This is a genomic window from Ramlibacter cellulosilyticus (assembly GCF_014297465.1).
GTDB classification, from domain to species: domain Bacteria; phylum Pseudomonadota; class Gammaproteobacteria; order Burkholderiales; family Burkholderiaceae_C; genus Ramlibacter; species Ramlibacter cellulosilyticus.
Window position 1 is genome coordinate 300,433 of record NZ_JACORT010000002.1, and the last position, 23,839, is coordinate 324,271.

Genomic DNA, 23,839 nt, shown 5'->3' on the forward strand with positions numbered 1-23,839 from the left:
CCCCAGGAAAGTGCCGACAGGATTGTCGACAAACAGTTCATCGACGGGTTTGGTGCGAAGCGGAGATACGTCATGGTCACGAAGGGGATGTCTGCAACTTCCGGGCCACCCTCCTGGCGGCGCTCCGGGTGAAATGAAGCCGTTCGAACTATGGACGACCGGCCGCGGCGCACGCATGGTGTTTACACCAGTGTCGACAATCACAGGTCAAAAGACCAGAATGCAGGGAATCGAACATCAGCCGCGGCGGTGGCCGTGGCGCGGAGCCCTGCCTTGAACCGACCCTTGCGGCTGGGGGTGCTGACCCCCTCTTCCAACACCGCGCTCGAGCCGCTGACCAGCGCGCTCGTGGCGGCCCTCCCGGGCGCCAGCGCCCATTTCTCGCGCTTCCGGGTCACCGAGATCTCGCTCGACGCGGTGGCGCTCGGCCAGTTCGACGACAGCAAGATCCTGGCCGCGGCCGAACTGCTGGCCGATGCCAAGGTGGACGTGATCGGGTGGAGCGGCACCGCCGCCGGCTGGCTCGGCTTCGACCGCGACCGCAAGCTCGTGGAGCGCATCCGCGAGCGCACGGGCATCCCTGCAACCACGGCGGTGCTCGCGCTCAACGAGCTGATGGCGCTCAAGGGCATCCGCCGCCTCGCGCTGGTCACGCCTTACACCGCCGACGTGCAGGACCGCATCGTCGGCAACTACGCGCAGCTGGGGATCGAGGTCGTGGCGGAGCGCCACCTCGGCATCCGCGTGAACCACGCCTTCGCGGAAGTCGATCCGCGCCGCCTGCGCGAGCTGATGGACCAGGTCGCGGGCGCGCGGCCGCAGGCCATCACCACCTTCTGCACCAACCTGCGCGCGGCGCAGCTCGCGCCGGAGATCGAGCGCGCGCACGGCATCCCGCTGCTCGATACGGTGAGCACCACGGTGTGGGGCATGGTGCGCGCGGCCGGCGGTTCGCCCGCGGCGATCACCGGCTGGGGAGAACTGTTCCAATGGACCTGAATCCGCCCGGGCGCAAGCGCCCCCCTAGAATCGCCGGCCATTCCCACGCCGCCTCCAGCAGCCGTCCCATGCCCGCCACCGCGCGCAAGTCCCCGCCCGCCCGCGCCGAGCGCGAAAGCTCCGTCGACGAGATCTACGAGCGCATCTACGTCGCCATCCTGGAGCACCGCCTGCATCCCGGCACCAAGCTGGGCGAGGAGCGGCTGGCCGACATCTTCGGCGTGAGCCGCGCGCGCATCCGCGAGGTGCTGGCGCGCCTCGCGCACGAACAGATCGTGGAGCTCTTCCCGCAGCGCGGCGCCTACGTCGCCAAGCCCACCATTGAGCAGGCGCGTGACATCTTCGAGGCCCGCCGGCTGATCGAGCCGGCGGTGCTGCGGCGGCTGGTGGACACCCACACGCCGGACAAGGTGCAGCGCCTGCGCCAGCACGTGGAGCTGGAGCACGACGCGCGCCGGCGCAACGACAAGCGCGCCGTGATCCGCCTCTCCGGCGAGTTCCACACGCTGCTCGCCGAACTCGCGGGCAACTATGCGCTGTCCCGCAGCATGCGCGAGCTGTGCATGCTGACCTGCCTGACCATCTTCCTCTACGACGCGCCGACCAGCCAGAGCTGCCGCGACGACGAGCACCAGATGATCATCGACGCGGTCGCCCGCCGCGACGCGGCGCGCGCGGAGGAGATCATGCTGGAGCACCTCGACCACATCGAAGGCAGCCTGCAGCTGGACCAGGGCAACGGCGAGGCGGACCTGGAGTCCATCTTCCGCGACTAGCGTTCCGGCGTTAAAAAGTCACGTGGGGGCCGCCGCCGGTCGCGCGGCGTTGCCGGATTTACGATGGGTTTACGGCAGGGCGCGAAGCTGCCGCGTTGTAGAGGTCAACGTCCGTCGAGGAGCACCATGCCTTCCGTTTCCTCCCCCCGTCTCGCGCGCCTGCTGCCCTGGCTGGGCGCCCTGCTGCTGTCCTGCCTGGCCGGCGCCGCCCTGGCGCAGGAAGTCGCCGATCCACCCGGCCGCGTCGCCTTCGTGAGCGAGCGCCAGGGCAGCGTGGTCTTCGCGCCGCAAGGCGAGGACGAGTGGATGGAGCTGCCGCAGAACCGGCCGCTCACCGAAGGCGACCGGCTGTGGACCGATGCGGGCGGCCGCGCCGAACTGCAACTGGGCACCGCCACCCTGCACGTGAAGGCGGAAAGCCACCTGGGCATCAGCGACCTTGGCGACGGCGGCGTCCGCTTCATGCTGCAGCAGGGCACGATGAATGCGCGCGTGCGCGACCTGGCGCAGGGCGAGAACTTCGAGGTCGGCACGCCCAACCTCGCGTTCCGCGCCTTGCAGCCGGGCGACTACCGCATCGACGTGGACGCGGGCACGCAGCAGACACGCGTGGTCGTGCACAGCGGCACGGCAACGGTCTTCGGCGAAGGCGGCGAGTCCATCCACCTGGGCGCGGGCCAGGCGGCGAGCTTCGCGGGCCGCTTCCTCGCGCAGGTGCACGGCCCCGCGTTCGCGCGCGACGAGTTCGCGCGCTGGGCCGAGGAGCGCAACCGCCAGGAAGACCAGGCGGTCGCCACGCGCTACGTGCCACGCGGCGTGGTCGGCGCGACCGAGCTCGATTCGCACGGCACCTGGGCGCAGGACCCCGGCTACGGCACGGTCTGGTATCCCACGGTGACGGTCGCCAACTGGGCGCCTTATCGCTACGGCCACTGGTCCTGGATCGCGCCCTGGGGGTGGACCTGGATCGACGACGCGCCCTGGGGCTTCGCGCCTTTCCACTACGGCCGCTGGACGCAGATCGGCCAGCGCTGGGCCTGGGTGCCGGGGCAGCTGGCGGCGCGGCCCGTGTACTCGCCCGCGCTGGTGGTGTTCCTCGGCGGCGGCGGCTCGCAGTTCTCGTTCAGCACGGGTCCCGCCGTCGGCTGGTATCCGCTCGCGCCCGGCGAAGCCTGGTACCCCTGGTACCGCACCAGCCCGCGCTACGTGAGCTACGCGAACTGGCGCATCGACCTGAACCGCTGGCCGCGCGGCGCGACCAACCACCAGTGGCGCCAGCGTCCCTATGCCGTGACTGCCGTGCGTGAAGACGACTTCCGGCGTGGCCGCCCGGTGGAGCGCCACTGGCAGCCGGTGCAGCCGAACATGATCGACCGTGCGCGCGTCAATGCCGTGCCGATCCGCCCGCTGAACCGCTCGGAGCGCGAAGTGCACGTCGCGCCGCGCTTCCAGTCGGCGCCGCCGCAGGTGGTGCATCCGGCCGTGAGCCCGCGCAACTGGCCGCAGCGCGAAGCGGCGCCTGCCGTGCGCGAGCAGTACCGCGCGCGGCGCGAGCAGGACCGCCTGCAATACGAAGCCGAGCGTGACGCGGGCCGGCAGATCCGCGAGCAGTACCGGCAGCGTCCCGACGCGCCGCGCAACGCGGGCCGCGTGGACCTGGGCGTGCCGCAGCGTGACGCGGGCCGGGTGGACTTCGGAGGTTCGCAGCGCGACGCCGGCCGGGTGGAGATCGACCAGGGTGGCGCCCTCCGCCGGTTCGACCAGCAGCAGCCCCGCATGTACCGCCAGACGCAGCCGGTGCAACAGCCCGTGCCGGTGCCGCGGCAGCAGACGATGCCCATCGCGCGCGAGGAGCGGCAGCCCCAGCGCGAGCACCGCGGCTGGCAGCGCGGCGAGGAGCGCGGCGGGCAGGGTGGGCGCTGGCAGCAGCGCGAAGGCGGGGACGAGGGCCGCGGGCGCGGGCACTGGAACCGCTGACACGTCACCCCCGCCTCCGCGGGGGTGACGGAATTACTCTTCCTTCAGCTTGTACTGCGAGGCCAGCTGCTGCTGCACGTTCGCCGGCACCTGCTCGTAGTGGCTGAACGCGATCGTGTAGCGGCCTTGCCCGCCGGTCAGCGAGTTCAGGCGTGACTGGTACGAGGACAGCTCCGACAGCGGCGCCTGCGCCAGCACCGTCAGCGCACCGGCCGTGTCCCCGCGCGTGCCGCTCACCTGTCCGCGGCGCGTGGCGAGGTCGCCGGTGATGTCGCCCATGTTCGCTTCCGGCGCCGTGATCTCCACGTCCACGATCGGCTCCAGCAGGCAGGGCCGCGCGGCCTGCACCGCGGCGATCAGCGCCTTCTTGCCGGCGGTGACGAAGGCGATTTCCTTGCTGTCCACGCTGTGGTGCTTGCCGTCGTACACGACGCACTTGAGGTCCACCACGGGGTAGCCCGCGACCACGCCTTCCTCCATCGCCTGGCGCACGCCCTTCTCCACCGCGGGAATGAAGTTGTAGGGGATGGAGCCGCCCTTGGTCTCGTCGACGAACTGGAAGCCGGAGCCGCGCGGCAGCGGCTCGATGCGCAGGAACACCTCGCCGAACTGGCCGGCGCCGCCCGTCTGCTTCTTGTGCCGGTGGTGGCCTTCCGCGTTGAGCGTCACCGTCTCGCGGTAGGCGATGCGCGGCGGCCGCGTGTCGACCTGGCAGCCGTGCACCTCGGTCAGGCGATCGAGCAGCGTGCGCAGGTGCAGCTCGCCGAGGCCGTAGACCACGGTCTCGTTGGTGCTGGCCACGTGCTCCACCTTCAGGCACGGGTCCTCGCTCACCAGCTTCTGCAGGATGTCGTGCAGGCGCTGCTCGTCGCCGCGCCGCTTGGGCGTGATCGCGAGGCCGTGCACGGGCACGGGAAAGTCCAGCGGCTTCAGGTGGATGTGCGCGTCCTCGGCGGCGTCATGCAGCACCGCGTCGTAGTGCAGCTCCTCCACCTTCGCGATCGCGCACAGGTCGCCCGGCACCGCCTTCGCCACCTCCTTCAGCTCCTTGCCCTGCAGCATGAAGAGGTGGCCCACCTTGAAAGGGCGGCGCCCGTCTCCGACATAGAGCTGGCTGTCGCGCGTGATCGTGCCCTGGTGCACCCGGATCACGCCCATCTTGCCCACGTAAGGGTCTTGCGTGATCTTGAAGACGTGCGCGAGCACGTGCTTGTCGGGATCGGTGACGGCCTGGATGGGCGTCGCGTCCTCGCCCTCGCCTTCCAGGAAGGCGGGCGGGTTGCTCTCGGTGGGGTCGGGCAGCAGGCGCTCGATGACGTCCAGGAGTTCCGGCACGCCCGCGCCGGTGCGCGCGGAGACGAAGCAGATCGGCACCAGGTGGCCTTCGCGCAGCGCCTGCTCCAGCGGCGCATGCAGCTCCTCCGGCGCCACGTCGCCGTCGTTCAGGTAGCGCTCGACGAAGTCGCCGTCGACTTCCACCACCTGTTCCACCAGCGCGCGGTGCGCGGCCTCCACGCTGGAGAAGTCCGGCGGCGGCCCTTCGTCCTTCAGTTTCCAGAAGCAGTCGAGCACCCGCTCGCCGCGTTGCGAAGGCAGGTTCACCGGCAGGCACTCCTTGCCGAACGTGGCCTGGATCTGTCCCACCAGCGCTTCGAGGTTCACGCCCTGCGCGTCGATCTTGTTGACGACGATGATGCGGTCACGTTCGCGCTGCCGCGCCCACTCCATCATGCGCACGGCCATCGGCTCGATGCCGGTGGAGGCATTGATCACGATCGCCGCCGTTTCCACCGCTTCCAGCGCGGGCAGCGACTGCCCCAGGAAGTCCGGCGCTCCGGGCGTGTCGACGAGGTGGGTGGTGATGTCGCCGTGGGTGAAGTGCAGCAGCGTCGTGTTCAGCGAACGCTGCCCCCGTTTCTCCAGCGGGTCGTGGTCGGAGACGGTGCTCCCCTTTTCCACGCTGCCGGGCGCGCCCACCGCCCCGGCCTTCCACAGCAAGGCTTCGGCCAGGCTGGTCTTGCCTGCGGCGCTCGGCCCCACCAGGGCCAGGGTGCGCCGCGAGGCGATGTCGCGATGAGTAGCCACGAAAGCCCTCCCTGCAACGTCGAATCAAGGGAGGACCATCCTAAGCAGGACGGACGCGCGCCGCAACGTCGCGTGCCCGGCCTCGTCGGCCGAGTCGAACGTGTCCCACACGCGAGGAGGCGCAGTCCTACAGGATGGTTCGCGGCGCGTGCTTAGCCTGTACCGCATGCCGCGCCTCCGTCCTGCCCGCAGGCCTTCGGACCACGCCCGGCGCCCGCCGAAACCGCGGCGCGCGCCGAGGGAATGGTTGCCCCGCGAAGCGGGGACCAACGGCGCGACGCACGGCGAGGATGCGGGCCCGCAGGCGGAGCGTCCGCCACCACGCGAAGAGCGCGCGGGCTGAGGCCTCGCAAGACAGCGAACCGTAGGCTGGGTTTCGCGAAGCGAACCCCAGCAAAACGCACCCCTACCCCAACCGCAGCGCCGCCACCCCCGCCACGATTGCCGCCGTCCCCAGCGCCCGGCGCGGCGTGAACCGCTCCTGCAGCTGCCACGCGCCGATCAGCGCCGCGAACAGCACCGAGGTCTCCCGCAAGGCTGCCACGCTGGCCACCGGCGCGCGCGTCATCGCCCACAGCGCGATGCCATAGGAGCCCAGCGAAGCCGCCGCGCCCAGTGCCGTGAGCGGCCCCCGCCGTACGGCATGTTCCGCGAGCGGCCGCCAGCCCCGCCGCGCCAGCACCACCGCGCCGAAAGGCACCGCATTCAGCACGAAGAGCGTCGCGACATAGCCCGCCGCCGTCCCGCTCGCGCGCACGCCATGCGCGTCCACCACCGTGTACCCGGCGATCACCACCGCGTTGGCGAGCGCCAGCGCCACGGCACGCCCCGACTCCAGCCCGTGCCGCGACAGCCCCAGCACCAGCACGCCGGCGCAGACGCCGAGCACCCCCGTCCAGCCCGCCGTCGACAGCGGCTCGGCGAACGCGGCGACCGACACCAGCGCCACCAGCAGTGGCGCCACTCCGCGCATCAGCGGATAGGTGAGCGCCAGCTCGCCGTGGCGGTAGGCCGCCGTGAGCAGGGCGTAGTACACGACATGGATGGCCGCCGATCCCAGCAGCCAGGGCCAGGCGGCGGCGGACGGCAGTCCGGCGACGAGCACGACGGGCACGGCCATCGCGCCACCGATGAGGTTCATCACCGCCGTGTCCATGGCCTTGTCGGTGCCGGACTTGACCAGGGCGTTCCAGCTCGCGTGCAGGAGCGCGGCGAACAGGACCGCCAGCGCGATGGGCCAGGTGAGGATCATGCAGGCACCATCATGGCGCAAACGGCCCCGCTGGCGCCGCATCCGCGCTAGGATTTTCCCGGGCGCACGTCGCGCGCCGGAGAACCCAACTTGGCCTCATCGAACCCGCACCCCGTGCTCGAGCGCCTGCGCAAGAGCGGCGCCACCAAGGTGAAGGTGGCCGTGAGCGACATCGACGGCGTGCTGCGCGGCAAGTACCTGCACATCGACAAGTTCGAAGGCGCCGCCACCGGCGGCTTCGGCTTCTGCGACGTCGTGCTGGGCTGGGACATGCTGGACGTCACCTACGACAACACCACCGTCACCGGCTGGCAGCACGGCTTCCCGGACGCGCTCGCGCAGGTGGACCTCGGCACGGCGCGCAACGTCCCCTGGGACAACAACGTGCCCTTCTTCCTCGGCGAGTTCGTCAACGCCGACGGCTCGCCGCATCCCCTCTGTCCGCGACAGACGCTCAAGCGCGTGCTCGCGCGCGCGGAGAAGCTCGGCTACCAGGTGATGACCGGCATGGAGTTCGAGTGGTTCAACTTCCGCGAGACGCCGCACACCTGGGCGGAGAAGCGCGGGCTGCCGCCGGAGCCGATCACGCCGGGCATGTTCGGCTACTCGCTGCTGCGAATGGCGGACAACCCGGAGTTCTTCAACGCGCTGATGGACGAGATGCTCGCCTTCGACGTGCCGATCGAGGGCCTGCACACGGAGACCGGCCCCGGCGTGTACGAGGCCGCGATCGGCTTCTCGCCCGCGCTGCAGCAGGCCGACCGCGCCATCCTGTTCAAGACGGGCGCGCGCGAGATCGGCAAGCGCTTCGGCATCATGCCCAGCTTCATGGCCAAGTGGAGCGCGCAATACCCGGGCTGCAGCGGCCACATCCACCAGAGCCTCTCCGACGGCAAGTCCAACCTCTTCCACGACGCGAACACCGAGCGCAAGATGAGCCCGCTGTTCGAGAGCTACCTCGCCGGCCAGGTCGCCTGCATGATGGAGTTCGGCCCCATGCTCTGGCCGACGATCAACAGCTACAAGCGCCTCGTCGACGGCTTCTGGGCGCCGGTGAAGCCGACCTGGGGCATGGACAACCGCACGGCCAGCTTCCGCGTGCTGGCAGGCTCGCCCAAGGCCACGCGCCTGGAGACGCGCTGCCCCGGCTCCGACGTGAATCCCTACCTCGCGATGGCCGCGGTGATCGCCGCCGGCATGCACGGCGTGGAGAAGGGGCTCAAACTCACCACGCCGCCCGTCACCGGGACCAACGTCGGCGGCGAGGACGTGCCGCGCGCGCCGCGCACGCTGATCGAGACGGCGCGCGTGTTCCGCGAGTCGGCCGTCGCGCGCGACTGGCTGGGCGACACCTTCGTCGAGCACTTCGCCGCCACCCGCGACTGGGAGTGGCGGCAGTGGCAGGATGCGGTGACCGACTGGGAATTGAAGCGCTACTTCGAGATCATCTGAGCGCGCCATGCAGATCCGCCGCCTCGCCCCTGCCGACGCCCTGTCCTTCCGGTCGCTGCGGCTGCGGGCCTTGCGCGAGCACCCGGACGCCTTCACCTCCAGCTGGGAGGAAGAGCGCGAGCTGGGGGTCGAAGCAGCCGCCGCGCGCCTGGCGGGCGACACGGCTTTCTGGGGCGCGTTCCAGGGCGCGGAGCTGTACGGCTTCGTGGGGCTGGAGCGCGAGCACCGCGCCAAGAACCGCCACAAGGCGACGGTGGTCGCGATGTTCGTCGCGCCCGAAGTGGCGGGGCAGGGCGTCGGCCGCGCGCTGCTGTCCGCGCTGCTCGCCCACGCGCGCAGCGCGGGGCTCGGCTCGCTGGTGCTCACCGTCACCGAGGGCAACGAGCGGGCCCTGAACCTGTACCGCGCCGTCGGCTTCCGCAGCTTCGGCATCGAGCCCGATGCGATCCGCATCGAAGGGCGCTCCCACGGCAAGAACCACATGCACCTGGACCTCGGCACCGCACCATGAGCCTCGCAAGTTTTTCCTTTCCCACCGCCATCGCCTTCGGCCCTGGCGCCCGCAAGGAGGTGCGGCAGCACCTGCAGGGCCAGGGGCTGAAGCGCCCCCTGCTCGTGACGGACAAGGCGCTGGCCGCCTTGCCGGTGCTGGCGGAGTTCCTGTCGCACCTGCAAGGGCTGGACGTGGCGGTCTATTCCGGCGTCGCGGGCAACCCCACGGCGCGGCAGGTGATGGACGGCGCCGCGGCGTACAAGGCGCACGAGGCGGACTGCGTGATCGGCTTCGGCGGCGGGGCCGCGCTGGACGTCGCGAAGGTCGTGGGGCTCGCGGCCACGCACGAAGGCGACATCATCGAATACGCCTGGGACCATCCGCGCGTGCGCGCCATAGCCCGCGACCTGCCGTACTTCGTCGCGCTGCCGACGACCTCCGGGACCGGCTCCGAAGTCGGCCGCTCCTCGGTGATCAGCGAGGACGAGACGCACCTCAAGCGCGTGGTGTTCAGCCCGAAGATCCTCGCGCGCAAGGTCTTCGCGGACCCGGAGCTCACGCTGGCGCTGCCGCCGCACGTGACCGCCGCCACGGGCATGGACGCCTTGACGCACAACATCGAGAGCTACCTCTCGCCGGCGTACCACCCGCTGTGCGACGGCATCGCGCTCGAAGGCGTGCGCATCGCGGCGCGCTCCCTCGTGAAGGCCGTGCGCGAGCCGAACGACATCGGTGCGCGCAGCGACATGATGATGTCCTCCATGATGGGCGCGATCGCCTTCCAGAAGGACCTGGGGGCGGTGCACTCCTGCGCGCACGCGCTGGGTGCGGTGTGCGACATGCACCACGGGCTGGCGAACGCGCTGATGATCGAGACGGTGATGGCCTGGAACATCGAGGCGGCGCAGGACAAGTTCGAGGAGCTCGCGCATGTGTGCCGCGTGGCGGGCGGCGGCCCCGGGCTCGTGCGCTGGCTCGGCCACCTGAAGCAGCAGGTCGGGATCACGGGCACGCTGTCCTCGCACGGCGTGAAGAAGGAACAGGTGCCGAAGCTCGTCGATATCGCGGTGAAGGACATCTGCCACCAGACGAATCCGCGTCCGGTGACGGCGGGGGATTTCGAGCGGTTGTTCCTGGAGGCGATGTGACGGGGGGTGGGCGGGCCCTTGCTGGGGTGCCTTCGGCAACCCAGCCTACAGGGAGCCACACCGTAGGCTGGGTTGCCGAAGGCACCCCAGCAAGGACCCCCGCATGACCAACCGCCTCAAGATCGGCATCAGCGCCTGCTTCTTCCACCCCGACGGGGAACGCAAGGCCGCGCCTTCCAAGACCCTGCTGTGGATCGAGCAGTCCACGGCGCACTGGGTCATGTCGGAAGGCGCATTGCCGGTGATGATTCCCTCGCTGAATGGCGCCACCTTCCGCGGCGAGGTGCGCGTGGAAGACTACGCGCAGTGGCTCGACGGCCTCGTGATGCACGGCGGCGCCGACGTCTGGCCGGGCAGCTACGGTGAACAGCCGCTGCGTCCCGAGTGGCACGGCGACCGCGTGCGGGACGAGTACGAGATCGCGCTGGTGCAGGCCTTCTCGCGCGTCGGCAAGCCGGTGTTCGGCATCTGCCGCGGCGTGCAGCTGCTCAACGTGGCGCACGGCGGCACGCTCTACCAGGACATCCGCACGCAGAAGCCCGGCGCGCTGGTGCACCGCGACGCGGAGATCTACGACCTGAACTTCCACGAGGTGGACATCCTGCCGGGCACGCGCCTCGCGCAACTGCTCCCCTCCGGGCGGCACAAGATCAACAGCGTGCACCACCAGGGCATCAAGGACCTCGCGCCCGGCTTCGTCGTGGAGGCGGTCTCGCCCATCGACGGCGTCGTCGAAGCCATCCGGCACGTGGGCGGCCCCTGGGTCGCCGGCGTGCAATGGCATCCCGAATTCCATCGCCCGGAGCTGGGGGTCGTGGACGACACCCCGCTGCTGCGCGACTTCCTGCAGGCCGCGCGCGCGGCCAGGGCCGAATGAGCACCCTCCTCGTCATCCACAACCCCGCGACCGGGGAAGTCGTCACCACCTTGCCGGCCGACACGCCGGACTCGGTCGCCGCCAAGGCGCGCGCCGCCCGCGAGGCACAGGCCCTTTGGGCGATGCGCCCGCTGGAGCAGCGCAAGCGTTGCATCGAAGGCTTCCGCGCCGGCGTCGTGCGCGACCTCGAGCAGCTCGCGCGCGTCATGACGGAGGAGACCGGCAAGCCGATCCGCATGTCGCGCAACGAGCTGAACGGGCTGCTGCCGCGCATCGACTTCTTCCTCGCCGAAACGGAGCAGGCCATTGCCGCCGAGACGGTGTACGACGAAGGCGGCATGCGCGAGCAGATCCAGCACGAGCCGCTCGGGCTGGTCGCCAACATCTCCGCCTGGAACTATCCCTGGTTCGTCGGCTGCAACGTGATCCTGCCGGCGCTGCTGGCCGGCAACGCGGTGCTGTACAAGCCGTCGGAGTACGCCACGCTCACCGGGCAGGAGATCACGCGCCTGCTGCACGAGGCGGGCGTGCCACGCGACGTCATGATTTGCCTGGTGGGCGGGGGCGAGGTCGGCGCGGCGCTGCTCGCGCAGCCGGTGGACGGCGTCTTCTTCACCGGCTCGCACGGGACCGGCCAGCGCATCGCGGAAGCCGTCGGCAAGCGCTTCGTCAAGCTGCAGCTGGAACTCGGGGGCAAGGATCCGACTTACGTGTGCGAGGACGTGGACGTCCAGGCGGCGGCGGAATCCCTCGCGGACGGCGCCATGTACAACACGGGCCAGAGCTGCTGTTCGGTGGAGCGCATCTACGTGCACGAAGCGGTGCACGACGCCTTCGTCGAGCACTTCGTGCGGACGGTGCGGGGCTTCAAGCGCGGCGATCCGATGAGCGAAGACACCTACATCGGCGCGATCACGCGCGCGCCGCAGCTGGACGTGCTGGACCACCAGGTCGCGGACGCGCAGCGCAAGGGCGCCGACCTGCTGCTCGGCGGCCGCAAGGGCGCCGGGCCGGGCAACTGGTACGAGCCGACCGTCATGGTCGACGTGGACCACGACATGGAGATCATGCGCGAGGAAAGCTTCGGTCCGGTGATCGGCATCCAGAAGGTGCGGAGCGACGAGGAAGCCGTGCAGCTGATGAACGACACGCGCTACGGCCTCACCGCCGGCGTCTACACGCGCGACGAGGCGCGCGCGCGCCGCATCCTGTCGCAGGTGCGCGCGGGCAGCGTCTACTGGAACTGCTGCGACCGCGTGAGCCCGCGGCTGCCATGGAGCGGCGTGGGGGATTCGGGGGTGGGGCTCACGCTGTCGAAGTACGGCATCCAGGCGTTCACGCGGACGAAGGCCTGGCATCTGCGGTCGGGAGGCTGACGGCGCCTGGGGCGCGCTTCGCCCCCGGGCGAGGAACCCTGTTGTGCCGACCGCACAGGGGCTTCTTGCGTTTTTGCCGCCGAGCTCGGCACAATCCCGCTCGTTACATCCTTGTTACACGCGCGCCCGTGCCTCCGCATCCATGAGTCCTCCCCGGGGTACCGGCATCCGCCGGACCGCGATCGCGCCGCTCGCGTGGTTCGTGATCCTCATCCTGCCGGCGGCGCTGACGCTGTCCGCCGCGGAGCCCTGGGACCTCGATGCGGGCCAGCTGCTGCTCGCGTCCGGCTGGTCGATCATCTGTCTCCGCCTGCTGGTGCCGCCGCGGGTGTTTCCGTGGCTCACCTATCCGCTGGCGCTGTTCGGGCTGGCCTGCCTCGTGGCCGACCTGCTGCGCAACGTGAACCTGCTGGAGCTTGCGGCGGAGTGGAACACGTTCAACGCTGCGGAGGTCGCCGAGGCGACCGCGCCTTATCGCTGGATGCTGGCCGGGACTTCGGTTGGCCTCGGCGTCCTCTGCTGGTGGGCGGCGCGTGGCGCCGGCCCTCACCCTTTGGGTGCCGGCGTCCGGTACTCCGCGGTCCTGGTGGGGACCGCGTGCCTCGCGGTGCTGCTCCCGGCGGCGACGTGGCCACGCGCATGGCCCGTCAACGCGACCCTCGTCGGGGTCGCGTTCGCCGTGAACTCGCCGGCAGTGGCCCATGCGGCGAGTTCGGTGACGCTGGCCAGTCCGCGAAACCCCCAGTCCTCCTGGGAGGCGACGCGGGTGGCGGCGCCCTCCGCCCGCCAGACCATGATCCTGTTGATCGGCGAAAGCGTGCGCGCGGATTTCCTCCGGGAATGCGGCGGGCCGGCCGCGGTTCGCGCCGTCCGCGCCGGCGCCCTGGTCGCGTGCGACGTGGCCGCCGGCGCGAATGCGACGCACACCTCGGTTCCGCTCCTGATCTCGCGGGAATGGCCAGGGTACGGCGCGCGTGTCTCGAACGACGCAACGTTCCAGCGGGCGTTCGAGGAGGCCGGCTTCCGCACGTACTGGTTCGGCACGCAGGGAAACTCCATCGCGTGGCCGGACGCCATGGTCCAGGCCTATCCCGTCGAGCGCGATCCCGAGGGCCTGCTGCCCCTGCTGGACCGCGTCCTCGCGTCGCCGGAGCCGGCGTCCTCCATCGTGCTGCATGGGTACGGGGCGCACGCGCCCTACTGCGAGCGGTTCGACGCGAAGGCTTCGCCGGCCGGCGCGGGTTGCCCGATCCCTCCCAGCGGCCCGACGCATGCGGATCTCGCGCGGTGGAGATCCGTGTACGCGGGTGCGGTCGACGCATCCGTCGACTTCCTCAACCAGGTCATCGAGCGCCTGGAGCGCGTGCCCGGCGAAGCGTTCCTGGTCTATACACCGGACCACGGCGAGAACCTGCTGGATGACCGGCGTGCGCTGTACGGACACGCGCTGCGGCACCCGACGAGGTGGGACACCCACGTACCGGCCGTGTTCTGGGCCAATGCGGCGTGGAAGGCGGCCCATCCGCAGGCGTGGGCGCAGCTCTCCGCGAACACCCGCGCGCCGCTGATGCACGCGGACCTCGTCCCCACCTTGCTCGGGGCCGCCCAGGTGCGCTACCGGGAGAGGCCGCGGCCCGCCGTGAACCTGCTGCAGCAGCCCGTCCCTGCGCGGCAGCGTGTCGTCCAGAAGGCGCTGGGCGCCGTGAGCGCGTGGGACACGCTGGTGTTCGAGGCCGGCGAACCTGCGCGCCGCCCGGCGCCCTAGACCCAGCTCCCCTCCCGCAACTCCCGCGTCAGCCACGCCACGAAGATCGGCGCGGCCACCAGCCCCGCGAGGCCGAACGCGGCCTCGAGCACCAGCATGCCGGCGAGCATCGCGTAGGTCGGAACGTTGGTCCGACCGCCGACGATGCGCGCGTTCAGGAAGTACTCCAGCTTGTGGATCACCACGAGGAATCCGAGCGAGGCGATGCCGAGCCAGGCGGACACCGTCAGCGCCGCGATGGTGATGGCGGCGTTGGACAGCAGGTTGCCGATGATGGGCACCAGGCTGGCGAAGAAGGTGAAGCCGACGAGCGTCGGCGCGAGCGGCACGCGGTAGCCGAGCGCCGGCAGCACCACCAGCAGGTAGATGCCGGTGAGCACCGCGTTGATGAAGGAGATGCGCAGCTGCGCCGAGAACACGTCGCCGAAGGCGTCGGCCAGCTGCAGCATGCGGGCCTGCGCGAGCAGGATCAGCGGACGGCGCGGCGCGGCATCGACCTCGCGCCGGGCGGCCGCGGCCATCAGGCCGATCGCGAGTCCGATGAGGATGTGCACGAGGATCTTCAGCGCCTCCGCGCCCCAGCGCTGCATCTCCCCGGCGTGCTCGCGCAGCCACACGCTCAGGGCGTGCTGCATCGACTCGGCGGATTCGGGCAGGCGGTCGCCGATCCACACCGGCGCCATCGCGCGGATCTCGTCCAGCGTGTCGGCCACGAGCTGCATCAGGCGCCCCAGGCCGCCGGACTTGAACAGCAGCTCGAACGCGAACAGCAGGCCGCCGATGATGCCGGTGATGACGCCGAAGACGACGAGCCAGCGCAGCGCACGCTTCTTCCACGACCCTTGCGCCGGGCCGGTGAAATGCCGCACGCGCCGGTACAGCACGTAGCCGGCGAGGCCGGCGAAAGTTGCCGAAAGCAGGTGCAGCCACAGGATGCCCAGCAGCACCGCACCCATCGCGAGCACCGCGCGCACCCGCAGGTGCTCGGGCACGAGCCCGGGCGGCGTGGTCTCGCTGGAGGAGAGGGGGCGCTTCACCGGGTCATTGTGCCGCGCGGCCCTGGCGGCCGGGGGCGCCGGCCCGGCGTTACCGTTTCGCCTTCGGCCGCCCGTACTTCGCCGTGAAGCTCGCCTTGCCGATCGCGTTGGCGTTGATCATGAAGCCGGCCAGCGCCGCGGTGGCGTCGGCGGGGATGTCCAGCTTGTCCGTCTTCAAGGCGTAGACGGTGAAGACGTAGCGGTGCGGCTTGTCGCCTTCCGGCGGGCAGGTGCCGCCCCACGCGGCGGTGCCGTAGTCGATGCGCACCTGGCGTGCGCCCGCCGGCAGGTTGGCGTTGCTCGCGTTGCCTGCGTCGGGCTTGAGCTCGGTGACGTTCGCCGGGATGTTGATGACCGACCAGTGCCACCAGCCGGAGCCGGTGGGCGCGTCCGGGTCGTACACGGTCACCGCGTAGCTCTTCGTGTCCTTGGGCGCGCCGCTCCACTTGAGCGCCGGCGACTTGTTCTCGCCCGAGCAGCCGAAGACATTCGCTTCGAAGCGCTTGTCCATCATCGCCCGGGGCTTGATGTCCGGACTTTCCAGCGTGAAGCCGGCGGCGTGGACGGCGCCGCCGGTCGCCAGCACCAGGGCGGCGGCCAGCAGGGAACGGGTCATGGAAGCTCCTGTCGACAGGGACCGGCGCATGCTAGCCCAGCCGCCGGGCGGCGGCGAATTCGCATCAAAGTTTGACAAAATGCAAGGACGCTTGTTACAAGTTCCTGGCATGCATACCCTGCGCGCGGCCGAGCGGCCGCTGGTCTACGAGCGCCTCGTGCGCGGCTTCGCTTCGGTGAGCCCCACGCCCCTCAGCCTCGAGGAGCGGTGGGTCTGGCTGATGGCGGCGCACGTCGTGGGCCAGCACCAGGTGGCGCTGCACTTCGACAGCCACCGCCGCATGCTGGGCCTGGCGCGCGAGACGCGCGACTGGGGCGAGGTGCTGGGGCAGCTGCTGCGCATCGCGCTGCTGCCGCTGGGGCACGTGCTGGGCAAGATCCCGCGGGGGAACATCGGGCGCGCGACCGTCGGGGTGACGAAGGTGATGGAGCCGCCGGAGCCGGTGCAGCGGCTGATCGACTGGGCGATCCTGGCGGTGCGGATTCCGGCGATGTCGCGGCTGGGGTAGCTGGGGTGCGCTTCGCGCAACCCAGCCTACGGCCCCGGTCGCGTTCCCTCCGTAGGCTGGGTTGCGCGAAGCGCACCCCAGCAACGCCCGGCCTCACTCCGCCGACAGGTGCTTCCCCACGATCCCCGCCAGCTCGAACATCGTCACCTGGTTCTTGCCGAACACCGGCCGCAGCTTGTCGTCGGCGTTGATCGCCCGCTTGTCCTTCTTGTCCTGCAGCCCCTGGGCCTTGATGTAGTCCCAGATCTTCTTGATCACCTCGGTGCGCGCGACCAGGCCGTCGCCGATCACCGCCGCGAGTTCCGGGCTCGGCTTCAGGTTGCCCACGGGCGCCTTCTTCGCCGCAGCCTTCTTGGCCGGCGCCGCCTTCTTCGCGGGCGCGGCCTTCTTCGCCGCTGACTTGCCCGCGACCGCCTTCGCCGCCTTGGCCGTGGCCTTGTACGGCGTCGCGGGCTCCTTCGCGGCCGGCGTCTTGCGCGGCGGGAACTTCGACTTGCGCTCCTCGAACTGGAAGTTCACCTTGTTCGCCTCGGCGTCCCACACCAGGAAGGCCTTGAACGACCGCCGCGTGCGCATCGAGATGAACTTGTCCAGCAGGTCGGTCTTGCCCGTGGCCAGCAGCTTGGCCATCTGCTCGCGCTCCACGGGCTGCTGCAGGATGATCTTGCCGCTCTTGAAGTCGCAGGTCGGCGTGGGGTGCGCCTCGGTGGGCACCGCGCGCTCGCAGATGTAGTTGCTGCCCCACTCGAAGACCTTGTGGCCGCACTTCGGGCAGGGGCCCAGCGGCTCCTGCGCGGAGAGGTCGACGATCTCGCCCGTCTCCGCCGGATCCTTGCTCTCGCCGAAGTCGAACTCCAGCTTCCAGTTCTTCTCTTCCTCGTCGTAGGCCAGCGCCAGTTCGGCGGTGAAGGGCCAACCCGCCTTGGAGCGGAAGCCCTGCAGCGGCCCGATGCGCTTGTCGCGCAGGAAGGCTTCGACCTCGTCGAGCTCGAACGGCCGGCCCGCGGGGATCTTGGTGAAGGAGAAGCCGCAAGGCTGCTGGCCGGCCTTGCCGACGCAGTTGTAGCGGCGGTAGGTCTCCTGCACGACGCCGCCGCAATTGGGGCAGGGCGTCTTCAGCGTCGCGTAGTCGCCCGGCACCGTGTCGCGGTCGTACTCCTTGGCCTTCATGACGATGCGCTTCGTCATGTCGGCGATCTCGTGCATGAACTGCTCGCGCGAGAGCTTGCCGTGCTCCATCTGGGCCAGCTTGTATTCCCACTCGCCGGTCAGCTCGGGCTTGCTCAGTTCCTCCACTCCCAGGCCGCGCAGCAGCGTCATCAGCTGGAAGGCCTTGGCCGTGGGAATGAGCTCGCGGCCTTCGCGCAGCATGTACTTCTCGTTGATCAGGCCTTCGATGATGGCCGCGCGCGTCGCCGGCGTGCCCAGGCCCTTCTCCGCCATCGCCTCGCGCAGTTCGTCGTCTTCCACGAACTTGCCCGCGCCTTCCATGGCGCCCAGCAGCGTGGCTTCGCTGTAGCGCGCAGGCGGGCGGGTCTTGAGGCCTTTCGCGTCCGCGGTCTCGGTCAGCACCTTCTCGTTCGGCTTCACCGGCACGAGGTTCTGGCCCTTCTCGCCTTCCTTGCCGCTCACCTCGTCGACGTCGACGGCTTCCTTGCCGTAGATCGCCAGCCAGCCCGGCTTGACCAGCACCTTGCCGTCGGTGCGGAAGTGGTGCCCTTCCACCTCGGTGATGCGGGTGGTGACCTGGTATTCGGCGCTCGGGAAGAACACCGCGAGGAAGCGGCGCACCACCAGGTCGTAGACCTTCTGCTCCGCGTCCGACAGGCCGCTGGGCGCCTGCAGCGTCGGGATGATGGCGAAGTGGTCCGAGACCTTGCTGTCGTCGAACACGCGCTTGATCGGCTTGACGTAATCCTTCGCCATCGCCTCCTTCGCGAAGGGCGCGAGGTGGCCCATGCCGCTGTCGGCCAGCATGCCCATCGTCTGGTGCACCACCTTCACGTAGTCGGAAGGCAGGTGGCGCGAATCGGTACGCGGATAGGTCAGCGCCTTGTGCCGCTCGTACAGAGACTGCGCGAGCGCCAGCGTGGTCTTGGCCGAATAGCCGAAGCGGCCGTTGGCCTCGCGCTGCAGCGAGGTGAGGTCGAACAGTCCCGGCGAGGCCTGCGTGGTCGGCTTCGACTCCTCGGTGACCGTGCCGCGCTTGCCGCGCACCGCGTCGGCGATGGCGCGCGCGTCGCGTTCGTTCCAGAGCCGGTCGGCCCGCTTCTCGGCGTCCTCCGGGTCCTTCTTCCACCTGGGGTCGAACCACTTGCCCGGATAGGTGCCCGCCTCGGCCTGGAAGGTGCCGTGGATCTCCCAGTAGTCGCGGCTGACGAACTTGCGGATCTGCTCCTCGCGCTCGACGACGATCGCGAGCGTGGGCGTCTGCACCCGGCCCACCGTGGTGAGGAAGAAGCCGCCGTCGCGCGAATTGAACGCGGTCATCGCCCGCGTGCCGTTGATGCCCACCAGCCAGTCGGCCTCCGAGCGGGAGCGCGCGGCGTGGGCCAGGCCTTCCATCTGCTTGTCGGTCCGCAACTTCTCGAAGCCTTCGCGGATGGCCTGCGGCGTCATGGACTGCAGCCACAGGCGCCGCACCGGCTTGCCCAGCGGCTTGGCGCCGCCGGCGTACTGCTCGATGAGCCGGAAGATGAGTTCGCCCTCGCGCCCCGCGTCGCAGGCGTTCACGATGTCCGTGACGTCCTTGCGCTTGGCGAGCTTGACCACCGCGTTCAGGCGCGTCTTGGTCTTGTCGACCGGCTTCAGGTCGAAGAACGGGGGAATCACGGGCAGGTGGGCGAAGCTCCACTTGCCGCGCTTCACGTCGTACTGCTCGGGCGCGTGGATCTCCACGAGGTGGCCCACCGCGCTGGTGACGACGTACGTGTCGTTCTCGAAGTACTCGTCGTGCTTGTCGAACTTGCCGGCCACGGGCGTCAGGGCCCGGACGATGTCCTGGGCCACGGACGGCTTCTCGGCAATGACCAATGTTTTGCTCACGGATCCACTGGCGCTCTCGGCGCCCCTCCTGGAGGTTCTTACAATCTGCGCTTTCCTCGCGCGCGTACGCGCACGCGCATGCGCGCACGTGTACGAATCCAAATTAACACGATTTCATTTCATGCCCGCCAAGTCCCCGGCCAAACCCCAGGCCGCTGCCAGCAAGAAAGCCCCCGTTCCCAAGACCAACCGCCGCATCCAGGTCCGCAAGTCGGGCGTCCATGGCAAGGGCGTGTTCGCGCTGCAGGACATCCCCGAGGGCGAGACGCTGATCGAATATGTGGGCGAGATCATCACGTGGAAGGAGGCGCAGCGCCGCCACCCCTGGAACCCCGATGACCCCAACCACACGTTCTACTTCCACGTGGACGAGAACCGGGTGATCGACGCCGCGGTCGGCGGCAACGCCGCCCGCTGGATCAACCACTCGTGCGACCCGAACTGCGAGGCGGACGAGGAGGAAGGCCGGGTGTTCATCAAGAGCCTGCGCAACATCAAGGCGGGTGAGGAACTGAACTACGACTACGGCCTGATCATCGACGAACCGTACACGAAGAAGCTGAAGGCCGAGTATCCCTGCTGGTGCGGCAGCAAGAACTGCCGCGGCACCCTCCTGGCGCCCAAGCGGCGCCGCTGAGCGGTTCGCGATGCGCTGGCCGGCGGAAGCCCTGTGGGAAGCGGTGGAGCCGCTGCTGCCGGGCTTCACCGTGGAGATCCTGCCCGAGGTCGACTCCAGCAACAGCGAGCTGATGCGCCGGGCGCGTGCCGGCCAGCCCGACCCCGTGCTGCTGGTGGCGGAACGGCAGACCGCCGGCCGCGGCCGCCTGGGGCGCAGCTGGCAGAGCGCGCCGGGCGATTCGCTGACCTTCTCGCTGGGCCTGCCGCTCGCGCCGGTGGATTGGTCCGGCCTCTCGCTGGCCGTGGGGGCGAGCCTGGCGGAAAGCCTGCATCCGTCCGTGCGGCTGAAGTGGCCCAATGACCTGTGGGTCGCCGACCGCAAGCTGGGCGGCATCCTGATCGAGACGGCGAGCTTCGGGGAAGCGGGCGGGACGCGCCAGGCCGTGATCGGCGTCGGCATCAACATCGCCCCGCGCGCGGCCGAAGGCCTGTCCACCCCGCCGGCGGCCGTCCGCGAACTGTTGCCTCGCGCCGACGCCGGCAGCGTGCTGGAGCAGGTCGTGCCCGCGCTGGTGCGGGACGTGCTGGGCTTCGCGCAGGCCGGCTTCGCCCCTTTCCACGCCCGGTTCGATGCCCGCGACGCCTTGCGGGACCGCGAGGTGACCCTCAGCGACGGCACCGCGGGCACTGCCCATGGCGTGGGCGAGGACGGCAGCCTGCTGGTGCATACTGCGGCCGGCCTGCGCGCCGTCGGCAGTTCGGAAGTCAGCGTGCGCCCGGCCTCCCGCTGAACCGCATGCTGCGCCTGCTCGTCCTCGTCCTGCTGCTCGCCAACGCCGCCTTCTTCGCCTGGTCGCAAGGCCTGCTGCTGGCATGGGGGCTCGGCCCCACGCGCCAGTCCGAGCCGCAGAGGGTCGCGCAGCAGGTGCGGCCCGAGACGGTCCGCGTGCTGTCCGCCTCGGACCTGCGGCAGGCCGAGACGGTCGCCGCGCAGGCCCCGCGGCCGCCGGAGTGCCTGCAGACCGCGGCGCTGGATGCGACCCAGGTCCCGCAGTTGCGCACGGTGCTGGACACCTGGCCCGCCGGCTCATGGACCCTCGACGCCGTGACCGAGCCGGCGCGCTGGATCATCTACATGGGCAAGTACCCCGGCGTGGAGCAGGTCGCGCGCAAGCGCGCGGAGCTGCGGCAGCTGGGCATCACCTTCGAGCCGCCGACGAACCCGGAGCTGGAGCCCGGGCTGTCGCTCGGCTCCTTCCCCAGCGAAGCGGCGGCCAGCGGCCAGCTCGCGGCGCTCGCCGAAAAAGGCGTGCGCACCGCGCGGGTCGTCCAGGAACGGCCCGAGCAGAAGGGCCAGCGCCTGCAGCTGCCCGCCGTCGACGACAACCTGCGCCCGCGCCTCGACGAACTGAAGTTCGCGCTCGCGGGCAAACCCCTGCGGCCCTGCCGCTGATCCCTTCCCCCGAGGAGTCCCCCATGGCCATGAAGCTCTATTTCGCGCCCGGTGCCTGTTCCTTCGTGCCGCACAGCCTGCTGGAGACGGCGGGCGCCGACTACGAACCCGTGATGGTCAAGCTGCACAAGGGCGAGCAGAACGAGCCCGCCTTCCGCGCCGTGAACCCGCGCGGCCAGGTGCCGGTGCTGGTGGACGGCGACCAGACCATCACGCAGATCGTGGCGATCGTCACGTACCTGGACGCGAAGTTTCCCGAGCAGCAGTACCTGCCGAAGGACCCGCTGGCCCGCGCGAAGGTGCTGGAGACGCTCGCCTGGATGAACAACACCGTGCACCCGACCTTCACGCACGTGTTCATGCCCTTCAAGTTCGCGGGCACGCCGGAGGCGCAGGAGGAACTGAAGTCCTTCAACGCCAAGGTGTACGCCGGGCTGCTGGGCGAGATCGAGGCGATGGCGAAGAAGGCGGCGGACGCCGGCAAGCCCTGGCTGGGCGGCGACAAGCTGGGCCCGCTGGACGTCTACTCGCTCACGCTCCTGCGCTGGGGCGGCTTCGCGAAGATCGACCCCGCGTCGTTTCCGGCGCTGTGGGCGCACGTGCAGAAGGTGGCGCAGCAGCCGGGCGTGGCGAAGGCGGTCGAGCGGGAGCGGCTGCAGTTGAACCTGTTCAAGGCCTGAAGCGCCCCCTTGTCATCCCGGGCTTGACTCGGGATCCATGAGGCCTCGAAGGCGCCATGGATTGCCCCGGATCAAGTCCGGGGCAGGCTCACCCAGCCCGCAATGACAACTCTTCGACTTCCGTGCTTTCCGCCGCCGCCGCATCGAACCGCACCGACACCCTCGTCCCCGGCGGCACCTGCCCCGAACGCGCCTCCTCGATCGCGATGCTCGCCTGGTGCTGCCGCGCGATCTCCAGGACGATCGGCAGCCCCAGGCCCGACCCGTCCACGTTGGTGCCGAGTGCCCGATAGAACGGCTGGAACACCAGCTCGCGCTCCGCTTCCGGGATGCCCGGCCCCGTGTCCTCCACCTGCAGCACCAGCACGCGGCCGAAGGGATCGGCGAGCACGCGCACGGTGACCACGCCGGGCTGCTGCGCGCTCGACGGCGTGTAGTTGACGGCGTTGTCCAGGAGGTTGCGCACCAGCTCCTTCAGCAGCGTGGGGTTGCCTTGCAGCACCACGCCGGGCGCGCCGGGCTGCGCGCCGTCGTAGCCGAGGTCGATGTGCCGGTCCATGGCACGCGGCACCGTGTCCTGCACCGCCTCGATGGCGAGCGCCGCGAGGTCGCAAGGCTGCCGCACGAGCGCCTTGCCGCTGCTCTCGGCCCGAGCCAGCGACAGCAGCTGGTTCACCGTGTGCGTCGCGCGCATGCTGGAGCGGCCGATCTGCTTGAGCGACTGCTTCAGCTGCTCCGCGTCCACCTGCTCGCGCTGCGCGAGGTCCGCCTGCATGCGCAGCCCCGCGAGCGGCGTCTTGAGCTGGTGCGCCGCGTCGGCGAGGAAGCGCTTCTGTGTCGCGATGGAGCCCTTCAGGCGCGTGAGCAGGTCGTTCACGGAAGACACGAGCGGCGCCACCTCGAGCGGCACCACCTTCTCGTCGAGGGGGCTCAGGTCGTCCGGCTTGCGCTGCCGGATGCGCTCTTCCAGCTCCGACAGCGGCTTGATGCCACGCACGAGGGCCAGCCACACGAGCAGCACCGCGAGCGGCAGGATCACCAGCTGCGGCAGCATCACGCCCTTGATGATCTCGGTGGCGAGCACGGAACGTTTCTCGCGCGTCTCGGCCACCTGCACCAGTGCGGGCGTGGCGCCGGGCACCTGCACCCACGTGTAGGCGATGCGCACGTCGAGGTTGCGGAATTCGCCATCGCGCAGGCGGGTCTCGCCGGGCACGGGGCGCTCGTCGTCGGGCGGCGGCGGGAAGTCGCGCTCGCCCGAGAGCAGCTCGCCCTGCGGGCCCAGCACCTGGTAGTAGACCTGGTCGGAGTCGTCCGCGCGCAGGATCTCGCGCGCGGGCTGCGGCAGGTTGAAGCTGGCGCGCTGCGTGTGCACGCTCACGAGCTGCGCGAGCGCCTGCACGTTGTATTCGAGCGCGCGGTCGAAGGGCTTGCCCGCGATGCTCTGCGCCACGAGCCAGGTGAGCGCCAGGCTCACCGGCCACAGCAGCAGCAGGGGCGTGAGCATCCAGTCGAGGATTTCGCCGAAGAGGGATCGTTGCTCGCGCTGGAAGATCTTCATCAGGGACTGCGGATCGGTGTTGCTGGGGTGCGCTTCGCGCAACCCAGCCTACGTGCGCTGTGCGCAACCCCGCGTTCGTAGGCTGGGTTCGGCGCAGCCGACCCCAGCGATGCGCCAAGCG

19 protein-coding genes and 1 pseudogene are annotated in these 23,839 nt (G+C 70.2%); 14 read left to right on the forward strand and 6 right to left on the reverse strand.

Going from position 1 to position 23,839, the window contains the following annotated elements; all coding sequences use genetic code 11:
- The first annotated feature begins 273 nt into the window (after positions 1-273).
- The 3 genes from H8N03_RS07315 to H8N03_RS07325 all read left to right on the forward strand — a co-directional run bounded on the left by H8N03_RS07315 (position 274) and on the right by H8N03_RS07325 (position 3,752).
- The gene (locus H8N03_RS07315; RefSeq protein WP_222622878.1) at positions 274-999 is read left to right on the forward strand and encodes a maleate cis-trans isomerase family protein; all 726 of its coding nucleotides are present in this window, start codon (positions 274-276) and stop codon (positions 997-999) included.
- A gap of 68 nt (positions 1,000-1,067) precedes the next feature.
- Complete coding sequence (locus tag H8N03_RS07320; protein WP_187075499.1) at positions 1,068-1,775, forward strand: GntR family transcriptional regulator; 708 nt, start codon at positions 1,068-1,070, stop codon at positions 1,773-1,775.
- A 126-nt stretch (positions 1,776-1,901) separates the two neighbouring features.
- The gene (locus H8N03_RS07325) at positions 1,902-3,752 is read left to right on the forward strand and encodes a DUF6600 domain-containing protein (RefSeq protein WP_187075500.1); all 1,851 of its coding nucleotides are present in this window, start codon (positions 1,902-1,904) and stop codon (positions 3,750-3,752) included.
- Positions 3,753-3,785: 33 nt separating this feature from the next.
- Here the strand turns inward: H8N03_RS07325 and fusA are convergent, their stop codons facing one another.
- Positions 3,786-5,837, reverse strand: a complete 2,052-nt coding sequence (gene fusA, locus H8N03_RS07330; RefSeq protein ID WP_187075501.1) for an elongation factor G — start codon at positions 5,835-5,837, stop codon at positions 3,786-3,788.
- A 406-nt stretch (positions 5,838-6,243) separates the two neighbouring features.
- Positions 6,244-7,089 (reverse strand): EamA family transporter, encoded by an 846-nt coding sequence (locus H8N03_RS07335; RefSeq protein WP_187075502.1) that lies wholly within the window; start codon positions 7,087-7,089, stop codon positions 6,244-6,246.
- 90 nt (positions 7,090-7,179) lie between these two features.
- Here H8N03_RS07335 and H8N03_RS07340 point away from each other — a divergent pair, with 90 nt between their 5' ends.
- The 6 genes from H8N03_RS07340 to H8N03_RS07365 all read left to right on the forward strand — a co-directional run bounded on the left by H8N03_RS07340 (position 7,180) and on the right by H8N03_RS07365 (position 14,200).
- Complete coding sequence (locus H8N03_RS07340; protein ID WP_187075503.1) at positions 7,180-8,541, forward strand: glutamine synthetase family protein; 1,362 nt, start codon at positions 7,180-7,182, stop codon at positions 8,539-8,541.
- 7 nt (positions 8,542-8,548) lie between these two features.
- Positions 8,549-9,052 (forward strand): GNAT family N-acetyltransferase, encoded by a 504-nt coding sequence (locus H8N03_RS07345; protein WP_187075504.1) that lies wholly within the window; start codon positions 8,549-8,551, stop codon positions 9,050-9,052.
- Positions 9,049-10,182, forward strand: a complete 1,134-nt coding sequence (locus H8N03_RS07350; protein WP_187075505.1) for an iron-containing alcohol dehydrogenase — start codon at positions 9,049-9,051, stop codon at positions 10,180-10,182. Before H8N03_RS07345 ends, H8N03_RS07350 begins: the two co-directional genes overlap by 4 nt.
- Before the next feature lie 103 nt (positions 10,183-10,285).
- Positions 10,286-11,059 carry a gamma-glutamyl-gamma-aminobutyrate hydrolase family protein gene (locus H8N03_RS07355; RefSeq protein ID WP_187075506.1) on the forward strand — a complete coding sequence of 258 codons (774 nt, stop codon included), beginning with the start codon at positions 10,286-10,288 and terminating at the stop codon, positions 11,057-11,059.
- Entirely contained in the window at positions 11,056-12,435 is a 1,380-nt protein-coding gene (locus H8N03_RS07360) for an aldehyde dehydrogenase family protein (protein WP_187075507.1), read from the forward strand. The genes H8N03_RS07355 and H8N03_RS07360 overlap by 4 nt, the downstream gene beginning before the upstream one ends.
- 142 nt (positions 12,436-12,577) lie before the next feature.
- Positions 12,578-14,200 (forward strand): sulfatase-like hydrolase/transferase, encoded by a 1,623-nt coding sequence (locus tag H8N03_RS07365; protein WP_187075508.1) that lies wholly within the window; start codon positions 12,578-12,580, stop codon positions 14,198-14,200.
- On the opposite strand, the gene H8N03_RS07370 is transcribed toward H8N03_RS07365, so the two are convergent.
- Both H8N03_RS07370 and H8N03_RS07375 read right to left on the reverse strand, forming a co-directional pair.
- Positions 14,197-15,237: an AI-2E family transporter gene (locus tag H8N03_RS07370; protein WP_187075509.1), complete on the reverse strand. Its 1,041-nt coding sequence runs from the start codon at positions 15,235-15,237 to the stop codon at positions 14,197-14,199. The two genes, H8N03_RS07365 and H8N03_RS07370, sit on opposite strands and share 4 nt — an antisense overlap.
- Before the next feature lie 49 nt (positions 15,238-15,286).
- Positions 15,287-15,853 (reverse strand): YbhB/YbcL family Raf kinase inhibitor-like protein, encoded by a 567-nt coding sequence (locus H8N03_RS07375; RefSeq protein WP_187075510.1) that lies wholly within the window; start codon positions 15,851-15,853, stop codon positions 15,287-15,289.
- Between the two features lie 109 nt (positions 15,854-15,962).
- On the opposite strand from H8N03_RS07375, the gene H8N03_RS07380 reads away from it, so the two are divergent.
- The gene (locus H8N03_RS07380) at positions 15,963-16,361 is read left to right on the forward strand and encodes a DUF3703 domain-containing protein (RefSeq protein WP_187075511.1); all 399 of its coding nucleotides are present in this window, start codon (positions 15,963-15,965) and stop codon (positions 16,359-16,361) included.
- Positions 16,362-16,454: 93 nt separating this feature from the next.
- On the opposite strand, the gene H8N03_RS07385 is transcribed toward H8N03_RS07380, so the two are convergent.
- Positions 16,455-19,406, reverse strand: coding sequence for a DNA topoisomerase III (locus H8N03_RS07385; protein WP_187075512.1), 2,952 nt, complete (start codon positions 19,404-19,406; stop codon positions 16,455-16,457).
- A 121-nt stretch (positions 19,407-19,527) separates the two neighbouring features.
- Between H8N03_RS07385 and H8N03_RS07390 the strand changes: the two are divergent.
- The 4 genes and pseudogenes from H8N03_RS07390 to H8N03_RS07405 form a co-directional block, all read left to right on the forward strand.
- A pseudogene (locus H8N03_RS07390) lies at positions 19,528-20,034 on the forward strand (SET domain-containing protein); the annotation flags it as partial.
- Positions 20,035-20,053: 19 nt separating this feature from the next.
- Positions 20,054-20,815, forward strand: coding sequence for a biotin--[acetyl-CoA-carboxylase] ligase (locus tag H8N03_RS07395; RefSeq protein WP_187075514.1), 762 nt, complete (start codon positions 20,054-20,056; stop codon positions 20,813-20,815).
- A gap of 5 nt (positions 20,816-20,820) precedes the next feature.
- On the forward strand, positions 20,821-21,477 hold the full coding sequence (locus tag H8N03_RS07400) for an SPOR domain-containing protein (protein WP_187075515.1): 657 nt from the start codon (positions 20,821-20,823) through the stop codon (positions 21,475-21,477).
- 23 nt (positions 21,478-21,500) lie between these two features.
- On the forward strand, positions 21,501-22,157 hold the full coding sequence (locus tag H8N03_RS07405; RefSeq protein WP_187075516.1) for a glutathione S-transferase family protein: 657 nt from the start codon (positions 21,501-21,503) through the stop codon (positions 22,155-22,157).
- A gap of 88 nt (positions 22,158-22,245) precedes the next feature.
- Here the strand turns inward: H8N03_RS07405 and H8N03_RS07410 are convergent, their stop codons facing one another.
- Positions 22,246-23,718: a sensor histidine kinase gene (locus tag H8N03_RS07410; protein ID WP_187075517.1), complete on the reverse strand. Its 1,473-nt coding sequence runs from the start codon at positions 23,716-23,718 to the stop codon at positions 22,246-22,248.
- Positions 23,719-23,839: the final 121 nt, after the last annotated feature.

What these genes read in the sequence shown, in the direction of transcription:
- H8N03_RS07320 (WP_187075499.1), top strand. Translation starts at nt 1,068, where the DNA reads ATGCCCGCCACCGCGCGCAAGTCCCCGCCCGCCCGCGCCGAGCGCGAA.
- H8N03_RS07405 (WP_187075516.1), top strand. Translation starts at nt 21,501, where the DNA reads ATGGCCATGAAGCTCTATTTCGCGCCCGGTGCCTGTTCCTTCGTGCCG.
- H8N03_RS07380 (WP_187075511.1), top strand. Translation starts at nt 15,963, where the DNA reads ATGCATACCCTGCGCGCGGCCGAGCGGCCGCTGGTCTACGAGCGCCTC.
- H8N03_RS07400 (WP_187075515.1), top strand. Translation starts at nt 20,821, where the DNA reads ATGCTGCGCCTGCTCGTCCTCGTCCTGCTGCTCGCCAACGCCGCCTTC.
- H8N03_RS07335 (WP_187075502.1), bottom strand. Translation starts at nt 7,089, where the DNA reads ATGATCCTCACCTGGCCCATCGCGCTGGCGGTCCTGTTCGCCGCGCTC.
- H8N03_RS07325 (WP_187075500.1), top strand. Translation starts at nt 1,902, where the DNA reads ATGCCTTCCGTTTCCTCCCCCCGTCTCGCGCGCCTGCTGCCCTGGCTG.
- H8N03_RS07410 (WP_187075517.1), bottom strand. Translation starts at nt 23,718, where the DNA reads ATGAAGATCTTCCAGCGCGAGCAACGATCCCTCTTCGGCGAAATCCTC.
- H8N03_RS07375 (WP_187075510.1), bottom strand. Translation starts at nt 15,853, where the DNA reads ATGACCCGTTCCCTGCTGGCCGCCGCCCTGGTGCTGGCGACCGGCGGC.
- H8N03_RS07350 (WP_187075505.1), top strand. Translation starts at nt 9,049, where the DNA reads ATGAGCCTCGCAAGTTTTTCCTTTCCCACCGCCATCGCCTTCGGCCCT.
- H8N03_RS07345 (WP_187075504.1), top strand. Translation starts at nt 8,549, where the DNA reads ATGCAGATCCGCCGCCTCGCCCCTGCCGACGCCCTGTCCTTCCGGTCG.
- H8N03_RS07355 (WP_187075506.1), top strand. Translation starts at nt 10,286, where the DNA reads ATGACCAACCGCCTCAAGATCGGCATCAGCGCCTGCTTCTTCCACCCC.
- H8N03_RS07360 (WP_187075507.1), top strand. Translation starts at nt 11,056, where the DNA reads ATGAGCACCCTCCTCGTCATCCACAACCCCGCGACCGGGGAAGTCGTC.
- H8N03_RS07395 (WP_187075514.1), top strand. Translation starts at nt 20,054, where the DNA reads ATGCGCTGGCCGGCGGAAGCCCTGTGGGAAGCGGTGGAGCCGCTGCTG.
- H8N03_RS07365 (WP_187075508.1), top strand. Translation starts at nt 12,578, where the DNA reads ATGAGTCCTCCCCGGGGTACCGGCATCCGCCGGACCGCGATCGCGCCG.